This is a genomic window from Nitrosomonadales bacterium (assembly GCA_016716325.1).
In the GTDB taxonomy this organism is placed as follows: Bacteria; Pseudomonadota; Gammaproteobacteria; order Burkholderiales; family Gallionellaceae; genus Gallionella.
This window is the reverse complement of record JADJWO010000001.1, coordinates 1,167,275-1,190,403: the sequence shown is the minus strand read 5'-3', so window position 1 is coordinate 1,190,403 and position 23,129 is coordinate 1,167,275. Positions and strand designations below refer to the sequence as shown.

Genomic DNA, 23,129 nt, shown 5'->3' with positions numbered 1-23,129 from the left:
GTGCGTGAAGGCATGGATTTTAACGCATAATCACGCCATGAAAAGAATTCTTGTCGTTGGATGCGGCGATGTCGCGCTGCGTACCATCCCGCTGTTGAAAGGGCGCCATCGCGTGTTCGCGCTGGTGCGCAACCCGGCTTATCGGGAACGTTTGCGCGCCCTTGGCGTGATACCGGTACTGGGCGATCTGGACGACCGTGCCAGCCTCGTGCGCCTGGCCGGCCTGGCCGATGCGGTGCTGCATTTCGCGCCGCCGCCGGATTCCGGAACGCGCGACCCGCGCACGTGCAACCTGTTGAGCGCGCTGTCGCGGGGAAAGTTACCCGGACGTTTGATCTACATCAGCACCAGTGGCGTGTACGGCGATTGCGCGGGAGAACGGGTCGGCGAGACGCGTCCGCCGAATGCGCGGAATCCGCGCGCGCAGCGCCGCATCGACGCCGAACGCCAAGTGCGCGACTGGGCGAGGCGCAACGGGGTGAACGCCGCCATCCTGCGCGTGCCGGGCATCTACGCGGCCGACCGACTGCCGCTGGAACGGCTGCGGGCTGCCGCCCCGGCGATCGTGCCGGAAGAAGACAGCTACACCAATCGCATCCATGCAGACGACCTGGCGCGCATCGCCGTCGCCGCGTTGCGGCGCGGCAAGGCGTGCCGCATCTACCACGCCAGCGACGACAGTACATTGAAGATGGGCGATTATTTCGATGCGGTGGCGGACGCCTTCGGTCTGCCGCGCCCGCCGCGCCTGCCGCGCGCGCGGGTGGAGCAGGCGGTGTCGCCGATGATGTGGTCGTTCATGAACGAATCGCGGCGTCTGGACAACCGGCGCATGAAGCGGGAACTGCAAGTGAAATTGCGCTACCCGACGCTGGCGGACACGCTGACTGTCAGCGGGCGCGGCTGATTCAGCGCGCCTCCTGCCAGATCGAATCCCATTGCTCGGCCCAGCAACAGGCGTGATCGAAATCCGGGATTTCGATCACTTCCGGGCGCCGCTGCGGCGGGAAGCGCGCAGCATAGGCGTCGGCCACCGCGCGGCTGACGACCTTGTCCTGTTCCCCGACGAAGTGCCGTTGCGGCAAGCCGACCAGCGACCGCCACTCGTCCGCGGGATTCAGCGAGTTCTTGAGCGCGGGGACATGATGCAGCGTCGTCCAGGCGCGGTGATCCAGGTTGCCCGCCACCGTCACCAGCCGGACGACATCCTTGCGCCGTGCCGCCAGTAGTGCCGCGACGGCGCCGCCGCCCGAATAGCCGACCAGCACCAGCCGTGCCGCGCCGAAGCGCTGTTTGAGTTGGTCGACAGCCCGATCGCTGGCATCGATCACCTCGGGCGCGAAGCGTCCGTCCGTCCAGTAAGTCTGCCGGCAGTTCTGCGCGTCCTGCGGCGCGGTGTACTGGCAGGGGCGCGCCAGATAGGCGGCCAAACCCTGCGGATGGCGCAGCGCCAGTTGCAGCCCGACCGGATTGCGCGGCGTCGGGTCGTTCGAAGGTTGCGAGCGCGTCAGCCAGGCCAGCCCGTCGCCTTCGATATACACCGTCAGCGCGTCCTCGGGCGCGGCGGGTGCGGGTGCATAGGCGGTAAGGACGAAGGTTCCGGCCGGGATGTGCAGCTTCTGCCAACCCGCCTGTTCCGCCAGCCGGTCGGCAAGCTGCCAGCGGGACTGCGGCGACAGGTCGGCGCAACCGGCCAGCAGCAACAACACGAAAAGTACGCCTGTCTTCATAACCAACCCGGATGATCCATTACCCTGAAATATGTGTCCGTAGGAGCCCGACTTGTCGGGCGATTCGATATCGTTCTATCGCCCGATAAATCGGGCTCCTGCATTTGTTTCCATCGCCATCCTGTAGGAGCGCAATTTCATTGCGCGATAGCTGCGTGATCGAGAATCATCGCCCAGCAAGCTGGGCTCCTACAACATCGTCCCTCTGTAGGAGCGCAATTCTATTGCGCGATAGTTGTCTTTGGCGCAAGTTCACCCAGCGCGTCCAGCAACGGGCCGAGGTGTTTCTCGTAAGGCCGCCAGCGCTCCACCGATGAACTGTAGATTGGCTGGCGTACCTGCGTCACGCTGGCGGTACGGATCGCGCGCTTGGTCTTGTGGAAATCGATGCAGGCCTCGTCCCACTCCAGCCCGCAATATTCGATCAGACGGCGCGCCTGCGCTTCCTGGTCGGCGACGATGTCCTCGTAGCGCACGTCGAGAAAGGCGCCGGCAGGCAGCACCGCGCGCCAGTGTTCCATCAGCCGCGCGTAATCGACGTAGTAGCGCCCGAGTTCCGCCAGGTCGTAGGTCTGGTTCTGCTTGCGGTTGAACAAACGGGTGAAGCAGGACAAACAGGTGTCCACCGGATTGCGGTTGACGTGGATGATCTTCGCGTTGGGCAGCATCAGGTGGATCAGGCCGACGGCGAAGAAATTCGCCGGCATCTTGTCGGTGATGTGCCGCGCATCCGGCGCATGCCGGCGCAGCGCCGCGACGTAGTCCGCCCCCCATGCATCGAGCTGCGTCCGGTCGATGGAACGGATGCTCTCGGGATAATTCGCGCCATTGATCGGGCGCTGCGCGATAGCGAGCAGATCGGGCAACTCGCCCGCGCCGTGCACCTCCGGGTGACTGGCGATGATCTGCTCGGTCAGCGTGGTGCCCGAGCGCGGCATGCCCAGCACGAAGATCGGCACCCTCGAAGGGTCGCCCGCGCCGCGCAGGCGCTCCAGGGTATCGCGGTCGAACACCGCGCGGATCGAATCGAAGTGCCGGGTGACCTCGTTCGCTTCGTAGTCGTAGGTGGCGCGTTTCAGTCGGCAGCCCTCGAGGAAATGCGGGAACGCCCTGTCATGTTGCTTGCTGTCGTCGTAGCACTTGCCCAGCGCGAAATGCAGCGACATCGCCTTCCTCGGCGTCAGCGGCAAAGTGCCGTTCCGTGCCGCGGCGTCCGTCGCCTCCAGCGCGGCGAGGTTCCCGTCGCTGGCCTTCACCTTTCTGACCTGGGCGAGGTGGAAGCGCGCCGCAAGGTTATCTACATCGAGCGTCAGCGCCTGGCGGAACAGCGCTTCCGCATTTTCCATATTGCCGCCTTCCATATTCAGGTTGCCCAGTCCGAGCAGCGCTTCGTCGCACTCCGGGTCGATCTCCAGCGCGCGCCGGTACATCTCTTCAGCCTCGGCGCTACGCGCCATCTCGGTGTAGATGCCGCCCAGTTGAGCGTACACATTGGCTTTTTCCGGCGCCAGCTCGACGGCGCGGCGGGCGCAACGTTCCGCCTCGGGCAGGTCCTCCTTCTCGGAAAAGAAGCGCGCCAGCCCGATAAAGGCCTCGGCATAGTCGGGCCGCACCTGCAACGCCCGCTGCAACAGCGGCAGCGCCGCATCGTGCTGGTCCAGCGCGTTGCGCACCATGCCGAGATTGCACAGCGCTTCGGCATAGTTCGGGTTGACGCGCAGCGCCTGTTCGAGCGGCACGACTGCTTCGTCCGGACGGTCGGCTTCCAGCAATACCGCGCCGAGGTTACTCAGCGACTCCACATAATCCGGCGCGGCGGCGATCGCCTTGCGATACCAGTCCAGCGCGGCCTCCTTGTCCTTGCGCGCGCGGCAGATGCTGCCCATGTTGTTCAGCGCCGGCGCGAAGGTGGGAGCAATCGCCAGCGCGCGGCGCTGGCATGCTTCGGCACGGTCATAGTCCTTGAGGTCGTAACAGGCGATGCCCAGGTTGCTGTGCCCGGAGACCATGTTCGCATCCAGCTCGACCGCTCGCTCGCCATGCTGCACCGCCTCGTCGAGACGGCCCTGCAGCCGGCACATCTCGCCCAGGTTGGCATGGAACAGCGCGACGTTGCCGTTGCTCCGGATCGCCTGCCGGATCAGTTCGATCGCCAGTTCCGGCTTGCCGGCCTGATGCGCGATCACGCCGAGCAGGTGCAGCGCGAAGGTGTGCTGCGGCTGCGCCTGCAATATCTGGCGCAACAGATGCTCTGCTTCCTGCAGACGCCCCTGCGACTGGAGCTGGCTCGCCAACGCCATCGCCTGCTCGACGGACATCTGCTGCGGCTGGGTCGGTGCGACCGGCACGATGGGTTCGGCAAGCAGGTCGAAGGGGTTGGTGCGAGTTTTATGCTTCATTGTGATTCACTAGTGTCCGGTTAAGAATCGAATAGATTCAGTTGGTTGTTGAAATCGGTGTTTTCTGGCTGCCCACCGATGCCCTGCAAGGCTTGCTGGATGGGCATTTTCTCGAACAGCGTGACCGATAGAATCTGTAGCAAAGTGTAGAGCGAAGCGTCCAGATTGAGGCGCTTTTTGATGATGGCGACGAGGACGTAGACCGAGACGGCGATCCAGATTTGCGCCTTCACCGCATTCTCGGACGTGCCATAGAAACGTTGGATACGAAGATGCTGCTTGACCCATTTGAAGAACAACTCCACCTGCCAGCGGCTCTTGTAGAGCGCGCAGATCGTTGCCGCCGGCAACGTGAAGTTGTTGGTGAGAAACACCAGCGTCTTGTTGGTTTCCGGGTCTTTGAAGCGGATGCGGCGCAACGGCTCCGGGTAATCCTGTCGGGTATAAAACCCGTCGAGCGCAATCGTCTGATCGCAGATGATGCCGAGGCTGCGGTCGGTTTTGGCAGAATACATCCGGTGCGCGTCGAGATTCGACTTGGCGCGGGTGACGAAGAACGCCCCGGCCAGATGCAGCCGATGCAAACGCACGAAATCGACGTAGCCCCGATCCATGACATAGATAGCACCCGGCTCCGGGATCAACAAGTCGAGGATGCGGGCGTCGTGCATCTTGCCATCGGAGACGTGGATGAAGCTGGGAATGCTGCCGCGCAAGTCCAGCAGCGTATGCATCTTCACCGCTGCCTTGGTCGTTCTGAAATGCGCCCATGGAAATACCGACAGGCACAGATCGATGGTGGTCGAATCCAGTGCGTACACTGTGTTGGTCAAATCCAAGCCCAAGTCTTCGCTGGCGTAAAGCGTTCTGGCTTGAGCAATCAAACGGTGAGCGAATTCGGCGTAGATGCGCCAGTCGCGCAGTTCGTTGGCATCGGCCAGTGTCGAACGGGATACCGTGCTTCTGATGCCCATGTGGTAGAGCTTGGCAGCCTGTGCCGAGAGGCAGGCCTCGATGTCGCGCAAACTCTCGCGATAGGTGAGTTGAGCGAAGGCCAGAATACGGAAGTGTTCGGCACAGGACAATGTCCTGACGCGATGATCGCCGCCATGCCGAGCCACGATGCGATGAAAGGTCTTCCATGGCAGGAAGTCCATGACTTGGGCGAACAAGGGCTTGCCAACGTACATCGCAGTCTCCAGCAGCAGGAAAGCTGCCAGACTGCACCAAGGCTGGTTCGCCGTTCAAGTCGGAGACACTATAAAAATCTCCGGATGCGGCATCAAATAAGGATTTCAGAGTCATGGAATCGTTTTTAACCGGACACTAGTGATTGTGATTACCAAAAAATGAGTAAGTCGTCGTCCAATCTGTAGGAGCGCAATTTATTGCGCGATAGCCGCAAGCATCCAATCGCCCGATAAATCGGGCTCCTACAACCCCGCGCCCGGTACGATGGGTTCGGCAAGCAGGTCGAAGGGGTTGGTGCGAGTTTTATGCTTCATTGTGATTACCAAAAAATGAGTAAGTCGTCGTCCAATCTGCAGGAGCGCAATTTATTGCGCGATAGCCGCAAGCATCCAATCGCCCGATAAATCGGGCTCCTACAACCCCGCGCCCGGTACGATGGGTTCGGCAAGCAGGTCGAAGGGGTTGGTGCGAGTTTTATGCTTCATTGTGATTACCAAAAAATGAGTAAGTCGTCGTCCAATCTGTAGGAGCGCAATTTATTGCGCGATAGCCGCAAGCATCCAATCGCCCGATAAATCGGGCTCCTACAACCCCGCGCCCGGTAGGAGCGCAATTCACTTCGAAGATAACCAATGACTTGCCCGGCGTCTTTTTGCAGGGCAAGTCAGATGGCTAGTAGTTCAATCAGATTCTCGCGCCCTGTGGGTATTGCGCGATAGCTCCCATAAAATCATTTTCGGTAATCCCGCACGATCTCCAGCAGCGGTGCCAGATGTTTCTCGAAACGTTGCCAGCGCGCCACCGAGGTCTTGTAGATCGGCTTGCGCACCTGCGCCACGCTGGCGGTCTTCACGTGCCGTTTGTTGCGGTGGAACGCGAGACACTCGTCGTCCCACGGCAGGCCGACGTAATCGAGGATGCGGCGCGCCTGGCCCTCGGTGTCCGCCACCATGTCCTCGTAGCGCAGGTCGAGGATCGTCCCCTGCGGCAGCACGTCATGCCAGTGCCGCATCAGCTTGATGTAGCGTACGTAGTAACGGCCCAGCGTGCCGAGGTCGTAGGCGAACTCCATGGTGTCGTTGAACAGCCGCGCGTAGTTCGAGAAGCACGAATCCATCGGGTCGCGCATCGCGTGGATGATCCTTGCGTTCGGCATCGCCAGCCGGATCATACCGATGTAGAAGAAGTTGGCCGGCATCTTGTCGGTGATGCGCAGCGCATCGGGCGCCAGTTGCCACAGCCGTTCCGTATAGGTCGCGCCCAGTCGCGCGAAATCCTCCGCCAGCAGGCAAGGCACGAAATCCGGGAACGGTTTTCCGGAATCGCCGGCCAGCCCCATGATCGCCTCGTTCAGATACATCAGTTCGCCCGCGCCGTGCACCGCCGGATGGCTGGACAGGATCTGCTCCAGCAGCGTGGTGCCGGAGCGCGGCATGCCGACGATGAAGATCGGCGCTTTTTCACCCTCTCCCCCGGCCCCTCTCCCGTAAACGGGCGAGGGGAGAGGAGGTTCGCCTTCTCCTTCAGCCATACTCCCGTGAACGGGCGAGGGGAGAGGAGGCTCACCTTCTCCTTCAGCCATACTCCCGTGAACGGACGGGGGGAGAGGGGACTCACCTTCTTCTTCAGCCATACTCCCGTGAACGGGCGAGGAGTGTAAGCGCACCTCAGGTTTGCTCCCCTCTCCCACCCGGGGGAGAGGGGCCGGGGGAGAGGGCATGTGCGTGTCGAAGAACGCGCGGTCGAACACCGTCATCACCCGTTCCAGCAACGCGTCCGCGCGCGCTTCGTCGTAGGGCATGATCTCGTGTTGCAGGCGGTTGCCCTCGGCATAGGCGGCGAACGCCTCGTCATGGCGACCGACATCCTCGCGCGCCTTGCCCAGCGCGAACCAGTAGCGGATGCGCCCCTTGACCTCCATCGACGCCGCCTTGTCCAGATTGCGTTCCAGATACAACAGGTGCGGGTCGTCCTCGCGGTAGGTCTTCAGCGAGGACAGGTTGAAATGCGGCTCGATGAAATCCGGGCTGGCCTTGATCGAATCCTCGAAACAGCGCGTGGCGTCTTCCAGCCGCCCCTGTTCGCTGTAGATCGCGCCGAGGTTGTTCTGCGCCTCGTGATGTGCGGGGTCGATCCCGACCGCCTTGGCGTAGGCGGCCTCGGCTTCCGCCATGTCGCCCTGTTTTTCCAGCGCCGCGCCCAGGTTGTTCCAGGACAGGCCATGCTGCGGGTTCAGTTTCAGCGCGCGCCGGTAGGAACGGATCGCATCGCCCCACTTGCCCTGGTCGGTCAGCGCGAGGCCGAGGTTGTAGTGCGCGTCCAGGTCGTCCGGCGCCAGCTTGGTCGCGCGTTTGCCGGCCTTCACCGCCTCATCCAGTTGCCCGATGCGGCGGCACATCTCGCCCCGGTTGCGGTGGTAGAGCGCCACCGAATCATCCAGCCGGATCGCCTCGGCGATCAGTTCCGCCGCCAGCGGCAGCTTGCCGACCTCATAGGCGATCAGCCCCAGCGCATGCCAGGCCGGGTGGAATTTGGGTGATGCTTCAAGTACTTTGCGGCAGATGCCCTCGGCCTCGGCCAGTCGCCCGTTCGCCCGCAATCGCTCGGCTTGCGCCATGGCTTGCGGCAAATTCATGTTCTGTTGTGACATCATTGTCATCAAATAAAGGTTTCGGTAACCGGGTGACTACTTTGCATGGAACAGGGAAGCGGGCAACAGCATTCTTTCCGCTTGCCCCTGTACGGGGATAAAACCAAAGTGCTCATAGAACGCGATGGCTTCGTCATCTTTTGCATCAACGATGATCCCGGCCACAGCCATGACAGCGCTGGCTTGAACGACTTTCTGGCACGCATCGGCAAGCAGGATGGCACCCAGCCCCTTGCCCTGGAATTGTTTGTCCACAGCCAGCCGGCCTATCAGTGCAACCGGCACAGGGTAGCGGGGCAGTTTCTTTGCCAGGGATGCAGGAAGGCTTGAGCAACTCACACTTCCCGCACTGAGCGTAAAGAATCCGGCTAGTTGTCGTGGATTAACTTCCGGCGTGGCGACAAACACCCGGGCAACGTTTCTGCGGACATCTTGCGGTGCGTAGCGACAAATATAGTCGTTCAAAGGCTCGCGACCGCACTGAAAACTTGCAGTGTCGATGGACGCATCGAGCGGCCCGATCCGATAAGGCATCACCCGCGAACTTGATTGGCGCGACGTTTGAGAGCGCGCTTCAGTGCCGCATTGGGCTTTGCCGGTGCGTCCAGCGCAGCCAGAAATGCCTCGAAGTCCATCGGCTTCAAGGTGATCGATTCGTGTTCCTGAACCACCTGCTCGGCGGATGCCAGCGCATGCGAAAGAACAAACTCGGAAATGCTGACATGCGCATAACCGGCTGCCTTGTCCAGCAACTGGCGCGTGCGGTTGTCGCACCTTATATTCAAGCGGCTTTCTTTGAGCGTGGTGGTTTCCATGTTTGGCTCCCAAAAATCAACGCCAGCATTGTGCGTCAGTTGTACTTACATTGCAAGCATCCATTCGTTCAGGCTCATGTGCCACTGGACAAAGCTCAACGAAGTCACTCACACCATTATTTTGGTATGATGCGCGCGTGAGTTTTGACCCAGACAATCCATTTACCTGTCATTCCCGCGCAGGCTGGAATCCAGCGAGCCGGACACTTCGCGCAGCGGACAAGCCCACGGTTTTGCGGCTCCATTCGCCGCTTTCAAGATGATTTTTCACCGTTTCAGTTTCAAGGCGATGGCCTGCGACAACGAACTCCAGTTCTACGCGGCCGACAGTGACGCCGCGCGCCGTGCGGCCAACCGGGCCATCGCCGAGGTCAGGCGCATCGAGACGAAATACTCGCGCTACCGCGAGGATAGCCTCGTCAGCCAAATCAACCGCGAGGCGGGGCAATCGCACGTGACGGTGGACGAGGAGACCGCCGCGCTGCTGCGATTCGCGGACACCTGTTACCGTGACAGTGGCGGCCGGTTCGACATCACCTCCGGCGTGTTGCGGCGCATCTGGGATTTCCGCAGCGGCGCCGTACCGGGCGAACAGGCGGTCGCCGACATCCTGCCGCAGATCGGCTGGGCAAAGGTCGAGTGGGACGGCAAGCAGATCAGGCTGCCGCAGCAGGGGATGGAGATCGACTTCGGCGGCATCGGCAAGGAATACGCGGCCGACCGCGCCGCGCTGATTTTGCGCGCCGAAGGCATCAGCGCCGGTCTGGTCAACCTGGGCGGCGACATCTGCATCCTCGGCCCCCATCCGGACGGTTCCCCGTGGGCCGTACACATCGTCCGTCCGCGCCGACCGGACACCATCATGACCACCCTTCCCCTTGGCCGGGGGGCGCTGACGACCAGCGGCGACTACCAGCGCTATTTCGAATCCGGCGGCAAACGCTACTGCCACATCCTCGACCCGCGCACCGGCTGGCCGGTGGCGTACTGGCGGTCCGCCACCGTGATCGCCGCGCAATGCAGCGCGGCAGGCAGCGCCGCGACGATCGCGATGCTGCTGGGCGGGGAAGCTGTCGCCTTCCTCGAATCGCGCAAACTGGGTTACCTGCTGGTCGACCAGCAGGGGAAAGTGACAACCAACATCGCCCCGCAGCAGCGCAATCCATCACGCGATAAATCAATCGCCCGATGAATCGGGCTCCTGCAGGGGGCGATTCCAGCGCCCGATACCCGCAGGGCACAAGAACCTGATTGAACTATTAGCCATCTGACTAGCCCGTCAAAAGACGCTGGGCTAGTCATTGGTTATCTTCGGGGTAAATCGGGGGGTAGGAGCGCAATTCCATTGCGCGATCAAGCCGTTATTTCATTGAGCTTGCGCGGCGGGTATGTTTTTGGGACAATCCGTGGCAATTTCGTGTTGATATATTAGGGATGCTGTCAGATATCGGCACGATTTGACTACGACGAATTCTCGATCACAGTTTTTAAGGGAGCAGTAAATGAACCGTACCCACCGCGTCATCTGGAGCGAATCGCGCCAGGCATTCATCGTCACCAGCGAAAAAACAAAGACCAAAGGCAAACCTTCTTCTTCGGTAAAAGCTGTGGCTTCGGCCGTGGTGATGGCGCTGGCCGCGATGGCCGCAGAGCCGGCGATGGCGGTAGCGGCTCCCTGTCCTGCCCCGGTCGCGGGCGTGATCACTGTCACCGCAGGCGTGTCCACCCAGTGCTTGCTCGGGGCCGGTGAATCGCTGACGGTCGCCAATACCGGTTCGGTCACTGCCGGCCCAACCGCGGCCAGGGCGCTCGGCGTCACTGCGGGCAGCATCACCAACAGCGGCACGATCTCCGGCCCTTGGGCGGTCGCTGCCACCAGTTCCGCCCTGACCGGCGCCATCACCAACAACGCGCTCGGCGTGATTGCCGGCACCGCCAACGATGGCATTTACATCTTGAGCAGCACCGTGGCGGGCGGCATCGCCAACAGCGGCACGATCAACGGCGCTCCTGGTATCGGGATTTACACCTCCAGCACCGTGAACGGTGGCATCACCAATAACACGGGTGGCACGATCAACGGCAATTTAACCATCAGCGGACGTTTTGGCGCCCTTGTCGGTGGCACCGTGAACGGCGGCATCACCAACAGCGGCACGATCAACGGTGGATTAAACATAGACAGAGTTAGCGCCGTGAACGGCGGCATCACCAACAGCGGTGCGATCGCCGTTGCCGGAAACGTTATCAACATCAACGGCGCCGTGACCGGCGGCATCACCAATAATCTGGGCGGCACGATCTCCGTCGCTGGCAGCGCCAGCGCCAGGGGGATATGGATCGGCAGCGGAGCCTCGATTGGTGGTGCGATAAGCAATTCCGGCACCATCACGGCCAAAGGCCACGGTATGGAAATCGTCAGTGGCGCGACGATCGGCGCGATATTCAACGATGGTCTGATCCAGTCCACCAACAGCGGATGGGGCGACGAATCGGGCATCCGGATCGCCAGCGGGGTCCAGGTCGGCGGCAATATAACCAATGCATTGGGCGGTACCATTTCCGGCGCAGTCTACGGCCTGAACATCAGGGGCGGGCGCGGCGGTGCCACCACCATCAATGGCACCATAACTAACGACGGCACCATGTCCGGTGCTGCGGCCGGCATCAACATCGGCAGCAGTGGCAGCGTGACCGGCGGCATCACCAACAGCGGCACGATCTCCGGCAGCGGTGCGGGCATCGCGCTCAACAGCAACAGCAGCCTTGCAGGCGGCATCAGCAACAGTGGCACGATCGTCGGTGGTCCCGGCGGAATAAACGGGATATCGGTGGGTGGGGGTAGCACGATCTCCGGCACCACGGCCATCCTCGTCCAAAGCGGCGGCACCGTCAGCGGCGTCGCCAACAACGGCACGATCAGGGGTACTTCCGCCGCCATCCGCGTCGACGCCGCCAGCACGATCGGCAGCATCGCCAACAGTGCCAGCGGGATCATTTTCGGCGCACTGGACATTCTGAGCGCCACCACCGTCACCAATAACGGCATCATCGTGCTGGGGGCGGCAGCGCCCTCCACCATCACCGGCGACTATATAGGATCAAGCCCTGGCAGCACGCTGGGCGTGGATTCCTCCGCCCCGCTGACGGTGACCGGCACGGCCACCCTGGGAGTGGGGGGGCACCCTCGGCGCGATCCTGAATCCGGCCGACTTCACTACGCCGCTTTTCACTTCCAGTAGCACCATTGCGGGCATCGTCAACGCGGGCGTCGTTGTTGGCAACTTCGGTGCTGTCACAGACAACTCCGTGCTGTATGACTTCACCCCGGTGGTGAACGGCACCAGCATCGACCTGCTTGCCGCAGCCGCGCCCAACGCCTGCGGCGCGGTCGGCGGGACGACCACCGTCGCCGGCCCGGTAGTCGGCCCCTGCGAGATCGGATTCGACGCGCCGACCATCACCGTGAACCCCGGCGGATCGATCAACGGCGGCGCGACCGGCATCCATGCGCTGGCCGGCAGTTACACCGGCTCCATCGGCAACTCCGGCATCGTCACGGGTACGAGCACCGGCATCCTGGTCGGCCCTGTCACCAACCTGACGGGCAACATCACCAATAGCGGCACGGTCGCCGGCGGTTCGAACGGTATCAAGCTCACCGGCGCCAGCACCGTGACCGGCAACATCACCAACAACGCGCTTGCCACGATCTCGGGCGGCTGGGGAAGCATGGCGGGTGGCATCGCACTATGGAGCAGCAGCAGTATCACCGGTGGCATCAGTAACAGCGGTACCATCTCCGGCGCCAGCGGCATCGCGCTGTGGGGCGGCAGCAGCGTCGGCAGCATCACCAACAATACCGGCGGCGCCATCTCCGGCACGTCTAATGCAGGCATCAGCTTCCGCAACGGCAGCAGCGTCGGCAGTATCAGCAACAGCGGCGCGATCTCCGGCAACAACAACGGCATCGGCATCTGGAGCGGCAGCGTCGGCAGCATCGCCAACAATGCCGGTGGCATGATCTCCGGTAGCAGTGTGGGTATTTCCATCTCGTCGGGCGGCACGGCCGGCAGCATCAGCAATAGCGGCACCATCTCGGGCGCCAGCGGCATCAGCCTCCGGAGCGTTAGCAGCGTCGGCAGCATCGCTAACAATGCGGGCGGCGTCATTTCTGGCAGTGGCGGCAGTGGCGGCAATGGCATCTCGCTGTGGGGCGGCAGCAGCATTGCCAGCATCACCAACGGCGGCACGATCAGCGGCTGGAGAGGCGGTATCAACGTCAGCAGCGGCAGCACTGTCGGCGGCATCACCAACAACACCGGCGGCACGATCTCCGGCTCTTCCTGGGTCGGCATCAACGTTTCCCGTAGCGGCAGCAGCGTCGGCAGCATCACCAACAGCGGCACGATCTCCGGGCTGTGGGCCATCAACATCGCCTCCGGCGGCAGCGTGACCGGCGCCATCACCAACAATGCGGGCGGCATCATTTCCAGCATCGGCACCAGCAGCTCTTCCCCCGCCGCCGGCATCTGGCTCGGCAGCGGCGGCGCCACCGTTGGCAGCATCACCAACCATGGCACGATCTCCGTCACTGGCAGCAGCGGCGCCGGTATCTGGCTCGGCAGCGGCAGCAGCGTGACCGGCGCCATCACCAACAGCGGCACGATCTCCGGCGGTGCCGACGGCATCCACGTCGTCGGCAGCAGTACGGTGGCCGGCGGCATCACCAACAGCGGCACGATCTTCGGCACCAACGCTCGCGGCATCTACCTCAGCAGCAGTACGGCGACCGGCGGCATCACCAATAATACCGGCGGCACGATCTCCGGCAATATGAGCGGCCTCGGCGTATTCCGCAGCACCGTGAACGGCGACATCACCAACCACGGCACCATCTCCGCCGCCAACTTTACCGCTCTCGACATCTGGAGCGGCAGCAGCGTGACCGGCGGTATCACCAATACCGGCACTATCTTCAGCAATTACGGCATCTATGTCGGCAGCACCAGCAGCGTGGCCAACGGCATCACCAACAGCGGCACGATCTCCGGCACTACCAGTTCCATCACCGTCACATCCCTTAGCACGGTCGGCTCCGTCACCAACCAGGCGGGCGGCGTGCTGACCGGCCAACTAACCGTGGCAGATGCAACCGCACTCGTCACCAACGACGGCACCATCGACACGGCGCTTGCCACCAGCACGGTAGCGGGCGATTACACCCAGGGCGCGACCGGCGTGCTGAGCGTAGGTGCGACGAGCGCTGCTGCACATGGCGCGTTAAACGTCGGCGGCACGGCAACTCTTGCCAGCGGCACCGGGGTGAACGTGGTGCTGGGCACCGGCCATACCGTTGTCGCGACCAATGTGCTTGCCGGCGTCCTTCTGGCGACGGGCGGCATCACCAACGGAACCTTCAATGTCACCGACAACTCCGTGCTGCTCGACTTCACGGCGCTGGTCATCGGCGGCAGCACTCTGGATCTGACCGCGGCGGCATCCACCACCAACTCCGTGTGTGCCACGCCCGTCACGACCGCGATCACCGGCCCCTGCGAGATCGCCTTCGACGCGCCAAACATCGCCGTGAACGCCGGCGGCTCGATCAGCGGCGCGGCGACCGGCATCCATGCGCTGGCCGGCAGCTATGTCGGGACCATTGCCGTGAACACCGGCAGCGTCACCGGCAGCGCGACCGGCATCCTCGTCGATGCCAACCTGACTGGCCAGATCGTCAGCAGCGGCACGATCTCCGGCACCACCCACGGCATCAATGTCGCTACCGGTGGTGGCCTCTCCGGCAACAATACCGGCATATTCATCGATGGTGGCAGCGTGACCGGCGGCATCAGCAACAGCGGCACGATCGCGGCGATCCGCAGCGGCATCTGGATCGGAATTTTTGGCGGCGGCAGTGTTGGCGGCGGCAGTGTCGATGGCATCACCAACAATGCGGGCGCCGCGATCTCGGGTGGCTGGGCTGGCATCATATTCACCGCCGGTGCCAGCACTGGCAGTATCACCAATAACGGAACGATCTTCGGCGGTACCACGGACGGCATCGGTATTTATACCGGGAGCAGCGTGACCGGCGGCATCACCAACAGCGGCACGATCTCGGGTGTTTCCAATGGAATCGGGCTTCACAATTCCAGTACCCTGACCGGCGGCATCACCAACAGCAGCAGGATATCGGGTACCAGCCGAGGTGTCGGCCTCTACAGTAGCAGCAGCGTGACCGGCGGCATCGTCAACAGCGGCACGATCTCCGGCAGCAACAGCGGTATCAGCATTTACGGTGGTAGTACAGTCAACGGTGGCATCAGCAACAGCGGCACGATCTCCGGTGGTGCCAGCGGTATCTATATCACTACTAGCTCCGTTGTGAATGGCGGCATTACCAACAGCGGCACGATTTCCAGTGGCAGCACCTATGCGATCAATGTGAGTGGTACGCTCGCTAACATCGACATCACCGGCACGACCGCCCGTCTGGTCGGCGCCGTCGCGGCCCCGGCCACCGCGCTGAACGTTACCGCCGGAGCGACCTTCACCAGCGAAGGCACGTTCAACGTCGGCACCTTCAACATCGCCAATACCGGCACGTTCAACATGGCGCACGGCGTCACTGCCGTCACCGGCTTCAACAACGACGGCGTCCTGTCCGTTGCCGATGCCACCGCGGCCACCCTCACCGGCAACTACACGCAGAGTGCGACCGGCGTACTGCAGGTGGGCGCATCCAGTGCGGCCAGCTACGGCACCCTGAACGTCACCGGCACCGCCGACCTGTCGGCCAGCAACAAGCTCGACGTCAACGTCGCCGGCGCCAACACCCTCGCGGCAGGCAATGTATTGCCCGGCGTGCTCACTGCGGGCACCCTGACCGCCGGCCCGGCCTACACCGTCACCGACAACAGCGCACTGTTCGACTTCACCGGCGCCACCAACGTCAACGCCATCGACCTCACCGTCGTGGCTGCCGCCGTCGCGCCTGGCGGTGGCACGACCGCCGTCAGCAGCGTCACCGCCGCCGGCAACACGTCAGCGCTCGGTGCGGCCGCGGTCTTCGACGCGCTGATCGCCCTCGGAGGCGCAGCGCCACCCGCGATGGCCCCGGTCATCACCGCACTCGGCCTGCTCGGCACCCAGCAGCAAGTCTCCGCCGCCATCGGCCAGATGCTGCCGCTGATCACCGGCGGCATGGCCCAGGCCAACCTTTCCAACCTGCACGGCGTCAGCCGCGTCATCCAGGCCCGCATGGAAGGCGCGCGCGGCCTCGGCCTGTCCTCCGGCGACGGCATGGCCGACCGCAAGGCCTGGGTCAAGCCGCTCGGCTCCTGGGCCAACCAGAAAGACCGTAACGGCGCATTCGGCTACGCCGCACAGACCTACGGCGTCGTCGTCGGCGCCGACAGCGAACTGTCGCAGGCCTACCGCATGGGTGCCGCCTTCGCCTACAGCCACAGCAACGTCGACGGCAACTCCGGCGCGCAGGCGGCCGGCATCGACAGCTACCAGGCCGTACTGTACGGCAGCAGCAGTCTGAGCGACGCCACCGAGATCAACTGGCAGGCCGACTACGCCTACAACCAGAACAAGGGCAGCCGCTACATCGCCCTGGTCGGCAGCGTCGCCTCGTCCAGCTACACCAGCGACAGCATCCACCTGGGTGCGGGCATCGGCCACACCATGGCACTGAACGAGCAGACCAGCTTCACCCCTTCGTTCCGAGCCGACTACACCAGCCTGAGCGACAAGGGCTACACCGAGACCGGTGCGGGTGCGCTCAACCTCACCGTGGCCGGCAAGACCACCGACGAGTTCATCCTCGCCGCGGACGGCAAGATCGCCCACCGGCTGGACGACAACACCGCCGTGACGGCCAATCTGGGTGTGGGCTACGACGCCAACGCCAAGCAGAACTCGGTCACCGCCTCGTTCGCCGGTGGTGGTGGGGCATTCGTCACCAACGGCATCACCCCGTCCTCGACGGTGGTGCGCGGCGGACTGGGCTATGTCGCCAACACGGCCGGCGGAGTGGAGATCACCGCGCGTTACGACCTCGAGGCACGTTCCGGCTTCACCGGCCAGACCGCATCGGTGAAGGCGCGCTGGGCGTTCTGATCTGCCCGCAGCTGCAAACGAAAAGCCCGGCGATGCCGGGCTTTTTTGTGCGTGAATCCGCTTGATGAAAAGTCCTCGCAGGAGGAAAATCCGTATTCGATTCAGGGATAAAATTTTCCGTAACAACTGACTTCAGGAGCATTCAAATGAACCGTACCCACCGCGTCGTCTGGAGCGAATCGCGCCAGGCATTCATCGTCACCAGCGAAAAAGCCAAGGCCAAGGGCAAACCTTCATCTTCCGTAAAAGCCGTGGCTTCGGCCGTGGTGATGGCGCTGGCCGCGATGGCCGCAGAGCCGGCGATGGCGGGGGCAGGATCTCCCTGTCCTGCCCCGGTCGCGGGCGTGGTCGATGTCGGGGCAGGTGTCGCCGTAACGAGCCAGTGTTTGCTCGGGGCTGGCGAATCGCTGACAGTCGCTAATACTGGCTCGATCAGCGCCAATCCGGCGGTCGCGGTGAACGGCGGCAACACCGCGACCAGCATCGGCAACAGCGGCACTCTTTCAGGTGCTACCTGGGGTATAGACATCTACGCCAGCAGCAGCCTTGGCAGCATCACCAACAACGCGGGCGGCAGTATCGCCGGCGGCAATTTCGGCATCCACATCGATACGCATAGCAGTGTCACCGGCGGCATCACAAACAGCGGCACGATCAGCGGCGCCGCTGGCGGGGGTATTGGTGTTTTTTCCAGCTTGGGCGCGCCGCTTAGCAGTATCACCGGCGGCATCACCAACAACGCGGGTGGCGCCATCTCCGGCGCCAGTTACGGCATCGGCCTGAACAACGCCAGCCTGTCCGGCGGCATTGTCAACAGTGGCACTATCACTGGCTGGGCAGCCATCCGCCTCGCTAACGGTGGCAGCGTGGACAGCATCACCAACAACGCGGGCGGCACGATCGCCGGCGGTCCAAACGGCATCAGGATTTACACCAATGGCATGGTCACCGGCGGCATTATCAATAGCGGCACGATCCACGGCAACACGGACGGTATCCGCATTTTCAACTCCGGCAGCATCACCGGCGGCATCACCAACAGCGGTACGATCTCCGGTGTCTACGGTTTCAGCCTTTCCACCGGCGGCAGCATCGACAACATCACCAATAATAATGGCGGCACAATTACCGGCACCAGCTTGGGTATCGTCATTTATACAGGTGGCAGCATCGGCAGTATCACCAACAACACGGGTGGCTCGATCTCCGGTAGTGCTGCCGGAATTACCGTCTACGACACACTTGGGAGTATCAGCAACAGCGGCACGATCTTCGGTGGCATTCAAGGTGTCGTCCTCAACAATGGTATCGTGACCGGTGGCATCAGCAACAGCGGCACGATCTCGGGTGTTTCCAAAGGTATCGGGCTTTACAATTCTAGCAGCGTGACCGGCAGCATCACCAACAACGCCGGTGGCACGATCTCCGGTGGCACTCAAGGTGTCGGCCTCAGCAGTAGTATCGTGACCGGCGGCATCACCAACAACGCGGGAGGTACAATATCAAGCGGGCGGACAGGGATCTATATTCATAACAGTAGCTTCGCGGGCGGCATCAGCAACAACGGCACGATCTCGGGCGGCAATACCGCCATCATGGTTTCCACCGGAACCAGTATCACCGGCGGCATCACCAACAACGGCACGATTACCGGAACTGCCTTTACCGGCATCAGCATCTTCAATGGCGCCCTGGGTGGCGTGGACAGCATCACCAACAACGGGGGGGGCACCATTTCCGGCGCCATGACTGGTATCTATCTTGCTTCTGGAAAAGTCACCGGCGGTATCACCAACAGCGGCACGATCTCCGGCGGTACTTGGGCTGTCACCACGATAGGGATGAGCACCCTGCCCACCATCGACATCGGCGGCAACAACACTGCCAGCTTCGTCGGAGCGGTGAATGCGCCCAATACGGCGGTGTCCATTCTCAACGGTGCAAGCTATACGCTGAATACCGCTGACGCGTTCACCGTGGCGAGCTTCACCAACAACGGCACGGCCATGTTTGCCGCAGGCGCGAACAGCTTCGACCTGACGAACGTGACCGGCACCACATTCACCAACAACGGCGTGCTGTCGGTAGCGGATGGCGGCGCGGCCACCCTCACCGGCAACTACACGCAGAGTGCGACCGGCGTACTGCAGGTGGGCGCATCCAGCGCGGCCAGCTACGGCACGCTGAACGTCACCGGCACCGCCGACCTGTCGGCCAGCAACGCGATCGACGTCAACGTCGCCGGCGCCAACACCCTCGCGGCAGGCAATGTATTGCCCGGCGTGCTCACTGCGGGCACCCTGACCGCCGGCCCGGCCTACACCGTCACCGACAACAGCGCACTGTTCGACTTCACCGGCGCCACCAACGTCAACGCCATCGACCTCACCGTCGTGGCTGCCGCCGTCGCGCCTGGCGGTGGCACGACCGCCGTCAGCAGCGTCACCGCCGCCGGCAACACGTCAGCGCTCGGTGCGGCCGCGGTCTTCGACGCGCTGATCGCCCTCGGAGGCGCAGCGCCACCCGCGATGGCCCCGGTCATCACCGCACTCGGCCTGCTCGGCACCCAGCAGCAAGTCTCCGCCGCCATCGGCCAGATGCTGCCGCTGATCACCGGCGGCATGGCCCAGGCCAACCTTTCCAACCTGCACGGCGTCAGCCGCGTCATCCAGGCCCGCATGGAAGGCGCGCGCGGCCTCGGCCTGTCCTCCGGCGACGGCATGGCCGACCGCAAGGCCTGGGTCAAGCCGCTCGGTTCCTGGGCCAACCAGAAGGACCGTAACGGCGCATTCGGCTACGCCGCCCAGACCTACGGCGTCGTCGTCGGCGCCGACAGCGAACTGTCGCAGGCCTACCGCATGGGTGCCGCCTTCGCCTACAGCCACAGCAACGTCGACGGCAACTCCGGCGCGCAGGCGGCCGGCATCGACAGCTACCAGGCCGTACTGTACGGCAGCAACAGCCTGAGCGACGCCACCGAGATCAACTGGCAGGCCGACTACGCCTACAACCAGAACAAGGGCAGCCGCTACATCGCCCTCGTCGGCAGCGTCGCCTCGTCCAGCTACACCAGCGACAGCATCCACCTGGGCGCGGGCATCGGTCACACCATGGCACTGAACGAGCAGACCAGCTTTACGCCGTCGTTCCGAGCCGACTACACCAGCCTGAGCGACAAGGGCTACACCGAGACCGGCGCGGGCGCGCTCAACCTCACCGTGGCCGGCAAGACCACCGACGAGTTCATCCTCGCCGCGGACGGCAAGCTCGCCCACCGGCTGGACGACAACACCGCCGTGACGGCCAACCTTGGCGTGGGCTACGACGCCAACGCCAAGCAGAACTCGGTCACCGCCTCGTTCGCCGGAGGTGGCGCGGCATTCGTCACCAACGGCATCACCCCGTCCTCGACGGTGGTGCGCGGCGGACTGGGCTATGTCGCCACCACGGCCGGCGGAGTGGAGATCACCGCGCGTTACGACCTCGAGGCTCGTTCCGGCTTCACCGGCCAGACCGCATCGGTGAAGGCACGCTGGGCGTTCTGACCGGCCCGCAGCTGCAAACGAAAAGCCCGGCGATGCCGGGCTTTTCGTTGGGAGCGGGTTGCTGTCCGATTCCCAATCGCCCGATAAATCGGGTTCCTACACCCCCCGCAGGAGCGCAATTTCATTGCGCGATAGCTGCGTGATCGGGAATCATCGCCCGACAAGTCGGGCTCCTACAGGGGGGTGTAGGAGCGCAATTTCATTGCGCGATAGAATTCAACCATGAAAGAAAAGCAATCTTCACCACGAGGCAAGCAACTCCGCATTGGACGGGTATCTTTGCCGCATCACGTTTATCTTGTTACTGCGGTGACAAGATCGCGTGACAGCATATTCGCACAACACGAATCTGCCGCAGTGGCGTCAAGAGGTTTCTATGACGAAACTACCGCCTGCCATGCCGACACACTGGCCTTTGTGGTGATGCCCGACCATATCCACTGGCTCGTGCAGTTAAAAACCAGCGCGTCACTATCCGAAACGGTACGGCTTTACAAAGCCGGAGTTTCCCGGAAACTCGGCCGTCGTATCTGGCAGCGCGGCTTTCATGACCATGCCCTGCGCGCCGACGAAGATGTTGCCGGTGTGGCACGCTACATTGTCGCCAATCCATTGCGTGCCGGGCTGTGCGACAAGATTGGGAACTATCCGTATTGGAATGCGAAATGGTTGTGATCGAAAATCATCGCCCGGCAAGCCGGGCTCCTACAGGGGGCGATTCCATCGCCCAATACCCACAGGGCAAAACCTCTTCGAGGTGAGTCTGAGGGGGTGCAGGAGCGCAAAATTATTGCGCGATAGATTTCAGGAACGGTTGCTCAATTCAATGAGCTGTTCCAGTTTGGCCTTCGCTTCGCCGCTGGCGATGACTTCGCCGGCTTTTGAGATGCCTGACCTGAGCGAATTGGTCAGGCCCGCCGCGTAGATCGCCGCGCCGGCGTTCAACTGCACGATGTCGCGCGCCACGCCCGGCTGGTTGTCCAGTACGCCGAGCAGCATGGCTTTCGCTTCTGCGGTGTTGCCGACCTTGATGGTATCCAGCGGTGCCCGCTCCAGCCCGAACTCTTCCGGAGCGATGGTGTATTCGTTCACCTGCCCGTCCTTCAGTTCCGCGACGTTGGTGATGCCGCTGATGGTGATCTCGTCGAGGCCGTCGCTGCCGTTCACCACCAGCACGTGGTGGCTGCCGAGGCGTTGCAGCACGCGCGCCTGGATGCCGACCAGGTCGGGATGGAACACGCCCATCACCTGGTTGTCCGCGCCGGCCGGATTGGTCAGCGGGCCCAGCACGTTGAACATCGTGCGTACCCCCAGTTCCTTGCGTACCGGCGCGGCGTATTTCATCGCGCCGTGGAAGTTGGGCGCGAACATGAAGCCGATGCCGATCCGGTCTATGCTTTGTCCGACCTGTTCCGGCGTGAGCGCAAGGTTCACGCCCAGCGCTTCCAGCACGTCCGCCGAGCCGCAGGTGGACGACACCGAGCGTCCGCCGTGCTTGGCGACGCGCGCGCCGGCCGCCGCCGCGACGAAGGCGCTGGCGGTGGAGATGTTGAAGGTGTGCGACGTGTCGCCGCCGGTGCCGCAGGTGTCCACCAGGTGGTCACGGCGGGTGACCGGCACCTTGCTGGCGAATTCGCGCATCACGAACGCGGCGGCGGAGATCTCGCCGATGGTTTCCTTTTTCACGCGCAGTCCGACCAGGATGGCCGCGATCATGGTCGGCGTGACTTCGCCGCTCATGATCTGGCGCATCAGCGAGACCATCTCGTCGTAGAAGATCTCGCGCTGCTCGATGAGCCGGGCGAGTGCCTGTTGCGGTGTGATCATGGTTGTTCCTTCAAAGACTAAAACATTCAGCTGGAGATAGCTCATGCTGAATTATACGGTGCCTTGTTCTGCATTCCCTCCCCCTTGCAGGGGGAGGGTTAGGGAGGGGGTAGAATCTCTGCTCAATGATACAACCCCCATCCCAGCCTTCCCCCTGCAAGGGGGAAGGAAAGGCGGAGGATATTATCGCTTCCCCTCCAGAAAGTTCTTCAGCATGTCGTGGCCGTGCTCGGTGAGGATGGACTCGGGATGGAACTGCACGCCGTGCACCGCCAGCGTCCTGTGGCGCACGCCCATGATCTCGCCGTCGTCGGTCCAAGCGGTGACCTCCAGGCAGTCCGGCAGCGTCTCGCGCTCGATCACCAGCGAATGGTAACGCGTCGCGGTGAACGGGTCGGGCAGCCCGGTGAACACGCTGTTGTTGTGGTGATGGATCAGCGAGGTCTTGCCGTGCATCAGTGTCTTCGCGTGGATGATCCTGCCGCCGAACGCCTGCCCGATACTCTGGTGGCCGAGGCATACGCCGAGCAACGGGACCTTGCCGGCGAAGTGTTTGATCGCGGCGACGGACACGCCCGCCTCGGTCGGTGTGCAGGGGCCGGGCGAGACCACGATGTGCTGCGGATTCATTTTTTCGATCTGCTCCACCGTGATCTCGTCGTTGCGGTGCACCACCACATCTGCGCCGAGTTCGGCGAAATACTGCACCAGGTTGTAGGTGAAGGAGTCGTAGTTGTCGATCATTAGCAGCATGTTCAAGTCCTGTTGTTGTCGTCATCCCCGCGAAAGCGGGGATCCAGCTTGCATGAACCGGGTTCCCGCTTGCGCGGGAACGACGATGG

General features: G+C 62.9%; 14 protein-coding genes. 6 read left to right on the top strand and 8 right to left on the bottom strand.

Annotated elements, in window-relative coordinates; all coding sequences use genetic code 11:
• Nucleotides 1-37: 37 nt before the first annotated feature.
• Nucleotides 38-907, top strand: coding sequence for an SDR family oxidoreductase (locus tag IPM27_05610; protein MBK9161025.1), 870 nt, complete (start codon nucleotides 38-40; stop codon nucleotides 905-907).
• A 1-nt stretch (nucleotide 908) separates the two neighbouring features.
• Here the strand turns inward: IPM27_05610 and IPM27_05605 are convergent, their stop codons facing one another.
• From IPM27_05605 to IPM27_05580, 6 genes are all read right to left on the bottom strand, one after another.
• Entirely contained in the window at nucleotides 909-1,730 is an 822-nt protein-coding gene (locus IPM27_05605) for an alpha/beta hydrolase (GenBank protein MBK9161024.1), read from the bottom strand.
• A 221-nt stretch (nucleotides 1,731-1,951) separates the two neighbouring features.
• A complete protein-coding gene (locus tag IPM27_05600) occupies nucleotides 1,952-4,129 on the bottom strand; it encodes a tetratricopeptide repeat protein (protein ID MBK9161023.1) in 2,178 nt (725 codons plus the stop codon).
• A gap of 20 nt (nucleotides 4,130-4,149) precedes the next feature.
• Nucleotides 4,150-5,319, bottom strand: a complete 1,170-nt coding sequence (locus IPM27_05595; GenBank protein MBK9161022.1) for an IS4 family transposase — start codon at nucleotides 5,317-5,319, stop codon at nucleotides 4,150-4,152.
• Nucleotides 5,320-6,050: 731 nt separating this feature from the next.
• Nucleotides 6,051-7,955 (bottom strand): sulfotransferase, encoded by a 1,905-nt coding sequence (locus tag IPM27_05590; protein MBK9161021.1) that lies wholly within the window; start codon nucleotides 7,953-7,955, stop codon nucleotides 6,051-6,053.
• Between the two features lie 51 nt (nucleotides 7,956-8,006).
• Complete coding sequence (locus IPM27_05585; protein ID MBK9161020.1) at nucleotides 8,007-8,504, bottom strand: GNAT family N-acetyltransferase; 498 nt, start codon at nucleotides 8,502-8,504, stop codon at nucleotides 8,007-8,009.
• Nucleotides 8,504-8,785, bottom strand: a complete 282-nt coding sequence (locus tag IPM27_05580) for a DUF1778 domain-containing protein (GenBank protein ID MBK9161019.1) — start codon at nucleotides 8,783-8,785, stop codon at nucleotides 8,504-8,506. Before IPM27_05580 ends, IPM27_05585 begins: the two co-directional genes overlap by 1 nt.
• 259 nt (nucleotides 8,786-9,044) lie before the next feature.
• Between IPM27_05580 and IPM27_05575 the strand changes: the two genes are divergently transcribed.
• The 5 genes from IPM27_05575 to IPM27_05555 all read left to right on the top strand — a co-directional run bounded on the left by IPM27_05575 (nucleotide 9,045) and on the right by IPM27_05555 (nucleotide 21,135).
• The gene (locus IPM27_05575; GenBank protein MBK9161018.1) at nucleotides 9,045-9,977 is read left to right on the top strand and encodes an FAD:protein FMN transferase; all 933 of its coding nucleotides are present in this window, start codon (nucleotides 9,045-9,047) and stop codon (nucleotides 9,975-9,977) included.
• Nucleotides 9,978-10,287: 310 nt separating this feature from the next.
• Nucleotides 10,288-12,027, top strand: coding sequence for a hypothetical protein (locus IPM27_05570; GenBank protein MBK9161017.1), 1,740 nt, complete (start codon nucleotides 10,288-10,290; stop codon nucleotides 12,025-12,027).
• Nucleotides 12,028-12,094: 67 nt separating this feature from the next.
• Nucleotides 12,095-16,915 (top strand): autotransporter domain-containing protein, encoded by a 4,821-nt coding sequence (locus IPM27_05565; GenBank protein ID MBK9161016.1) that lies wholly within the window; start codon nucleotides 12,095-12,097, stop codon nucleotides 16,913-16,915.
• A 146-nt stretch (nucleotides 16,916-17,061) separates the two neighbouring features.
• On the top strand, nucleotides 17,062-20,460 hold the full coding sequence (locus IPM27_05560) for an autotransporter domain-containing protein (GenBank protein MBK9161015.1): 3,399 nt from the start codon (nucleotides 17,062-17,064) through the stop codon (nucleotides 20,458-20,460).
• 222 nt (nucleotides 20,461-20,682) lie between these two features.
• Nucleotides 20,683-21,135 carry a transposase gene (locus IPM27_05555; GenBank protein MBK9161014.1) on the top strand — a complete coding sequence of 151 codons (453 nt, stop codon included), beginning with the start codon at nucleotides 20,683-20,685 and terminating at the stop codon, nucleotides 21,133-21,135.
• Nucleotides 21,136-21,264: 129 nt separating this feature from the next.
• Here IPM27_05555 and trpD read toward each other — a convergent pair whose 3' ends face one another.
• A complete protein-coding gene (trpD, locus tag IPM27_05550) occupies nucleotides 21,265-22,287 on the bottom strand; it encodes an anthranilate phosphoribosyltransferase (GenBank protein ID MBK9161013.1) in 1,023 nt (340 codons plus the stop codon).
• A 183-nt stretch (nucleotides 22,288-22,470) separates the two neighbouring features.
• Entirely contained in the window at nucleotides 22,471-23,040 is a 570-nt protein-coding gene (locus IPM27_05545) for an aminodeoxychorismate/anthranilate synthase component II (GenBank protein MBK9161012.1), read from the bottom strand.
• Nucleotides 23,041-23,129: the final 89 nt, after the last annotated feature.

Bases quoted from the DNA above. Each gene is read 5' to 3' on its own strand.
- IPM27_05610 (MBK9161025.1), top strand. From the start codon at position 38: ATGAAAAGAATTCTTGTCGTTGGATGCGGCGATGTCGCGCTGCGTACC.
- IPM27_05605 (MBK9161024.1), bottom strand. From the start codon at position 1,730: ATGAAGACAGGCGTACTTTTCGTGTTGTTGCTGCTGGCCGGTTGCGCC.
- IPM27_05600 (MBK9161023.1), bottom strand. From the start codon at position 4,129: ATGAAGCATAAAACTCGCACCAACCCCTTCGACCTGCTTGCCGAACCC.
- IPM27_05595 (MBK9161022.1), bottom strand. From the start codon at position 5,319: ATGTACGTTGGCAAGCCCTTGTTCGCCCAAGTCATGGACTTCCTGCCA.
- IPM27_05590 (MBK9161021.1), bottom strand. From the start codon at position 7,955: ATGAATTTGCCGCAAGCCATGGCGCAAGCCGAGCGATTGCGGGCGAAC.
- IPM27_05585 (MBK9161020.1), bottom strand. From the start codon at position 8,504: ATGCCTTATCGGATCGGGCCGCTCGATGCGTCCATCGACACTGCAAGT.
- IPM27_05580 (MBK9161019.1), bottom strand. From the start codon at position 8,785: ATGGAAACCACCACGCTCAAAGAAAGCCGCTTGAATATAAGGTGCGAC.
- IPM27_05575 (MBK9161018.1), top strand. From the start codon at position 9,045: ATGATTTTTCACCGTTTCAGTTTCAAGGCGATGGCCTGCGACAACGAA.
- IPM27_05570 (MBK9161017.1), top strand. From the start codon at position 10,288: ATGAACCGTACCCACCGCGTCATCTGGAGCGAATCGCGCCAGGCATTC.
- IPM27_05560 (MBK9161015.1), top strand. From the start codon at position 17,062: ATGAACCGTACCCACCGCGTCGTCTGGAGCGAATCGCGCCAGGCATTC.
- IPM27_05555 (MBK9161014.1), top strand. From the start codon at position 20,683: ATGAAAGAAAAGCAATCTTCACCACGAGGCAAGCAACTCCGCATTGGA.
- trpD (MBK9161013.1), bottom strand. From the start codon at position 22,287: ATGATCACACCGCAACAGGCACTCGCCCGGCTCATCGAGCAGCGCGAG.
- IPM27_05545 (MBK9161012.1), bottom strand. From the start codon at position 23,040: ATGCTGCTAATGATCGACAACTACGACTCCTTCACCTACAACCTGGTG.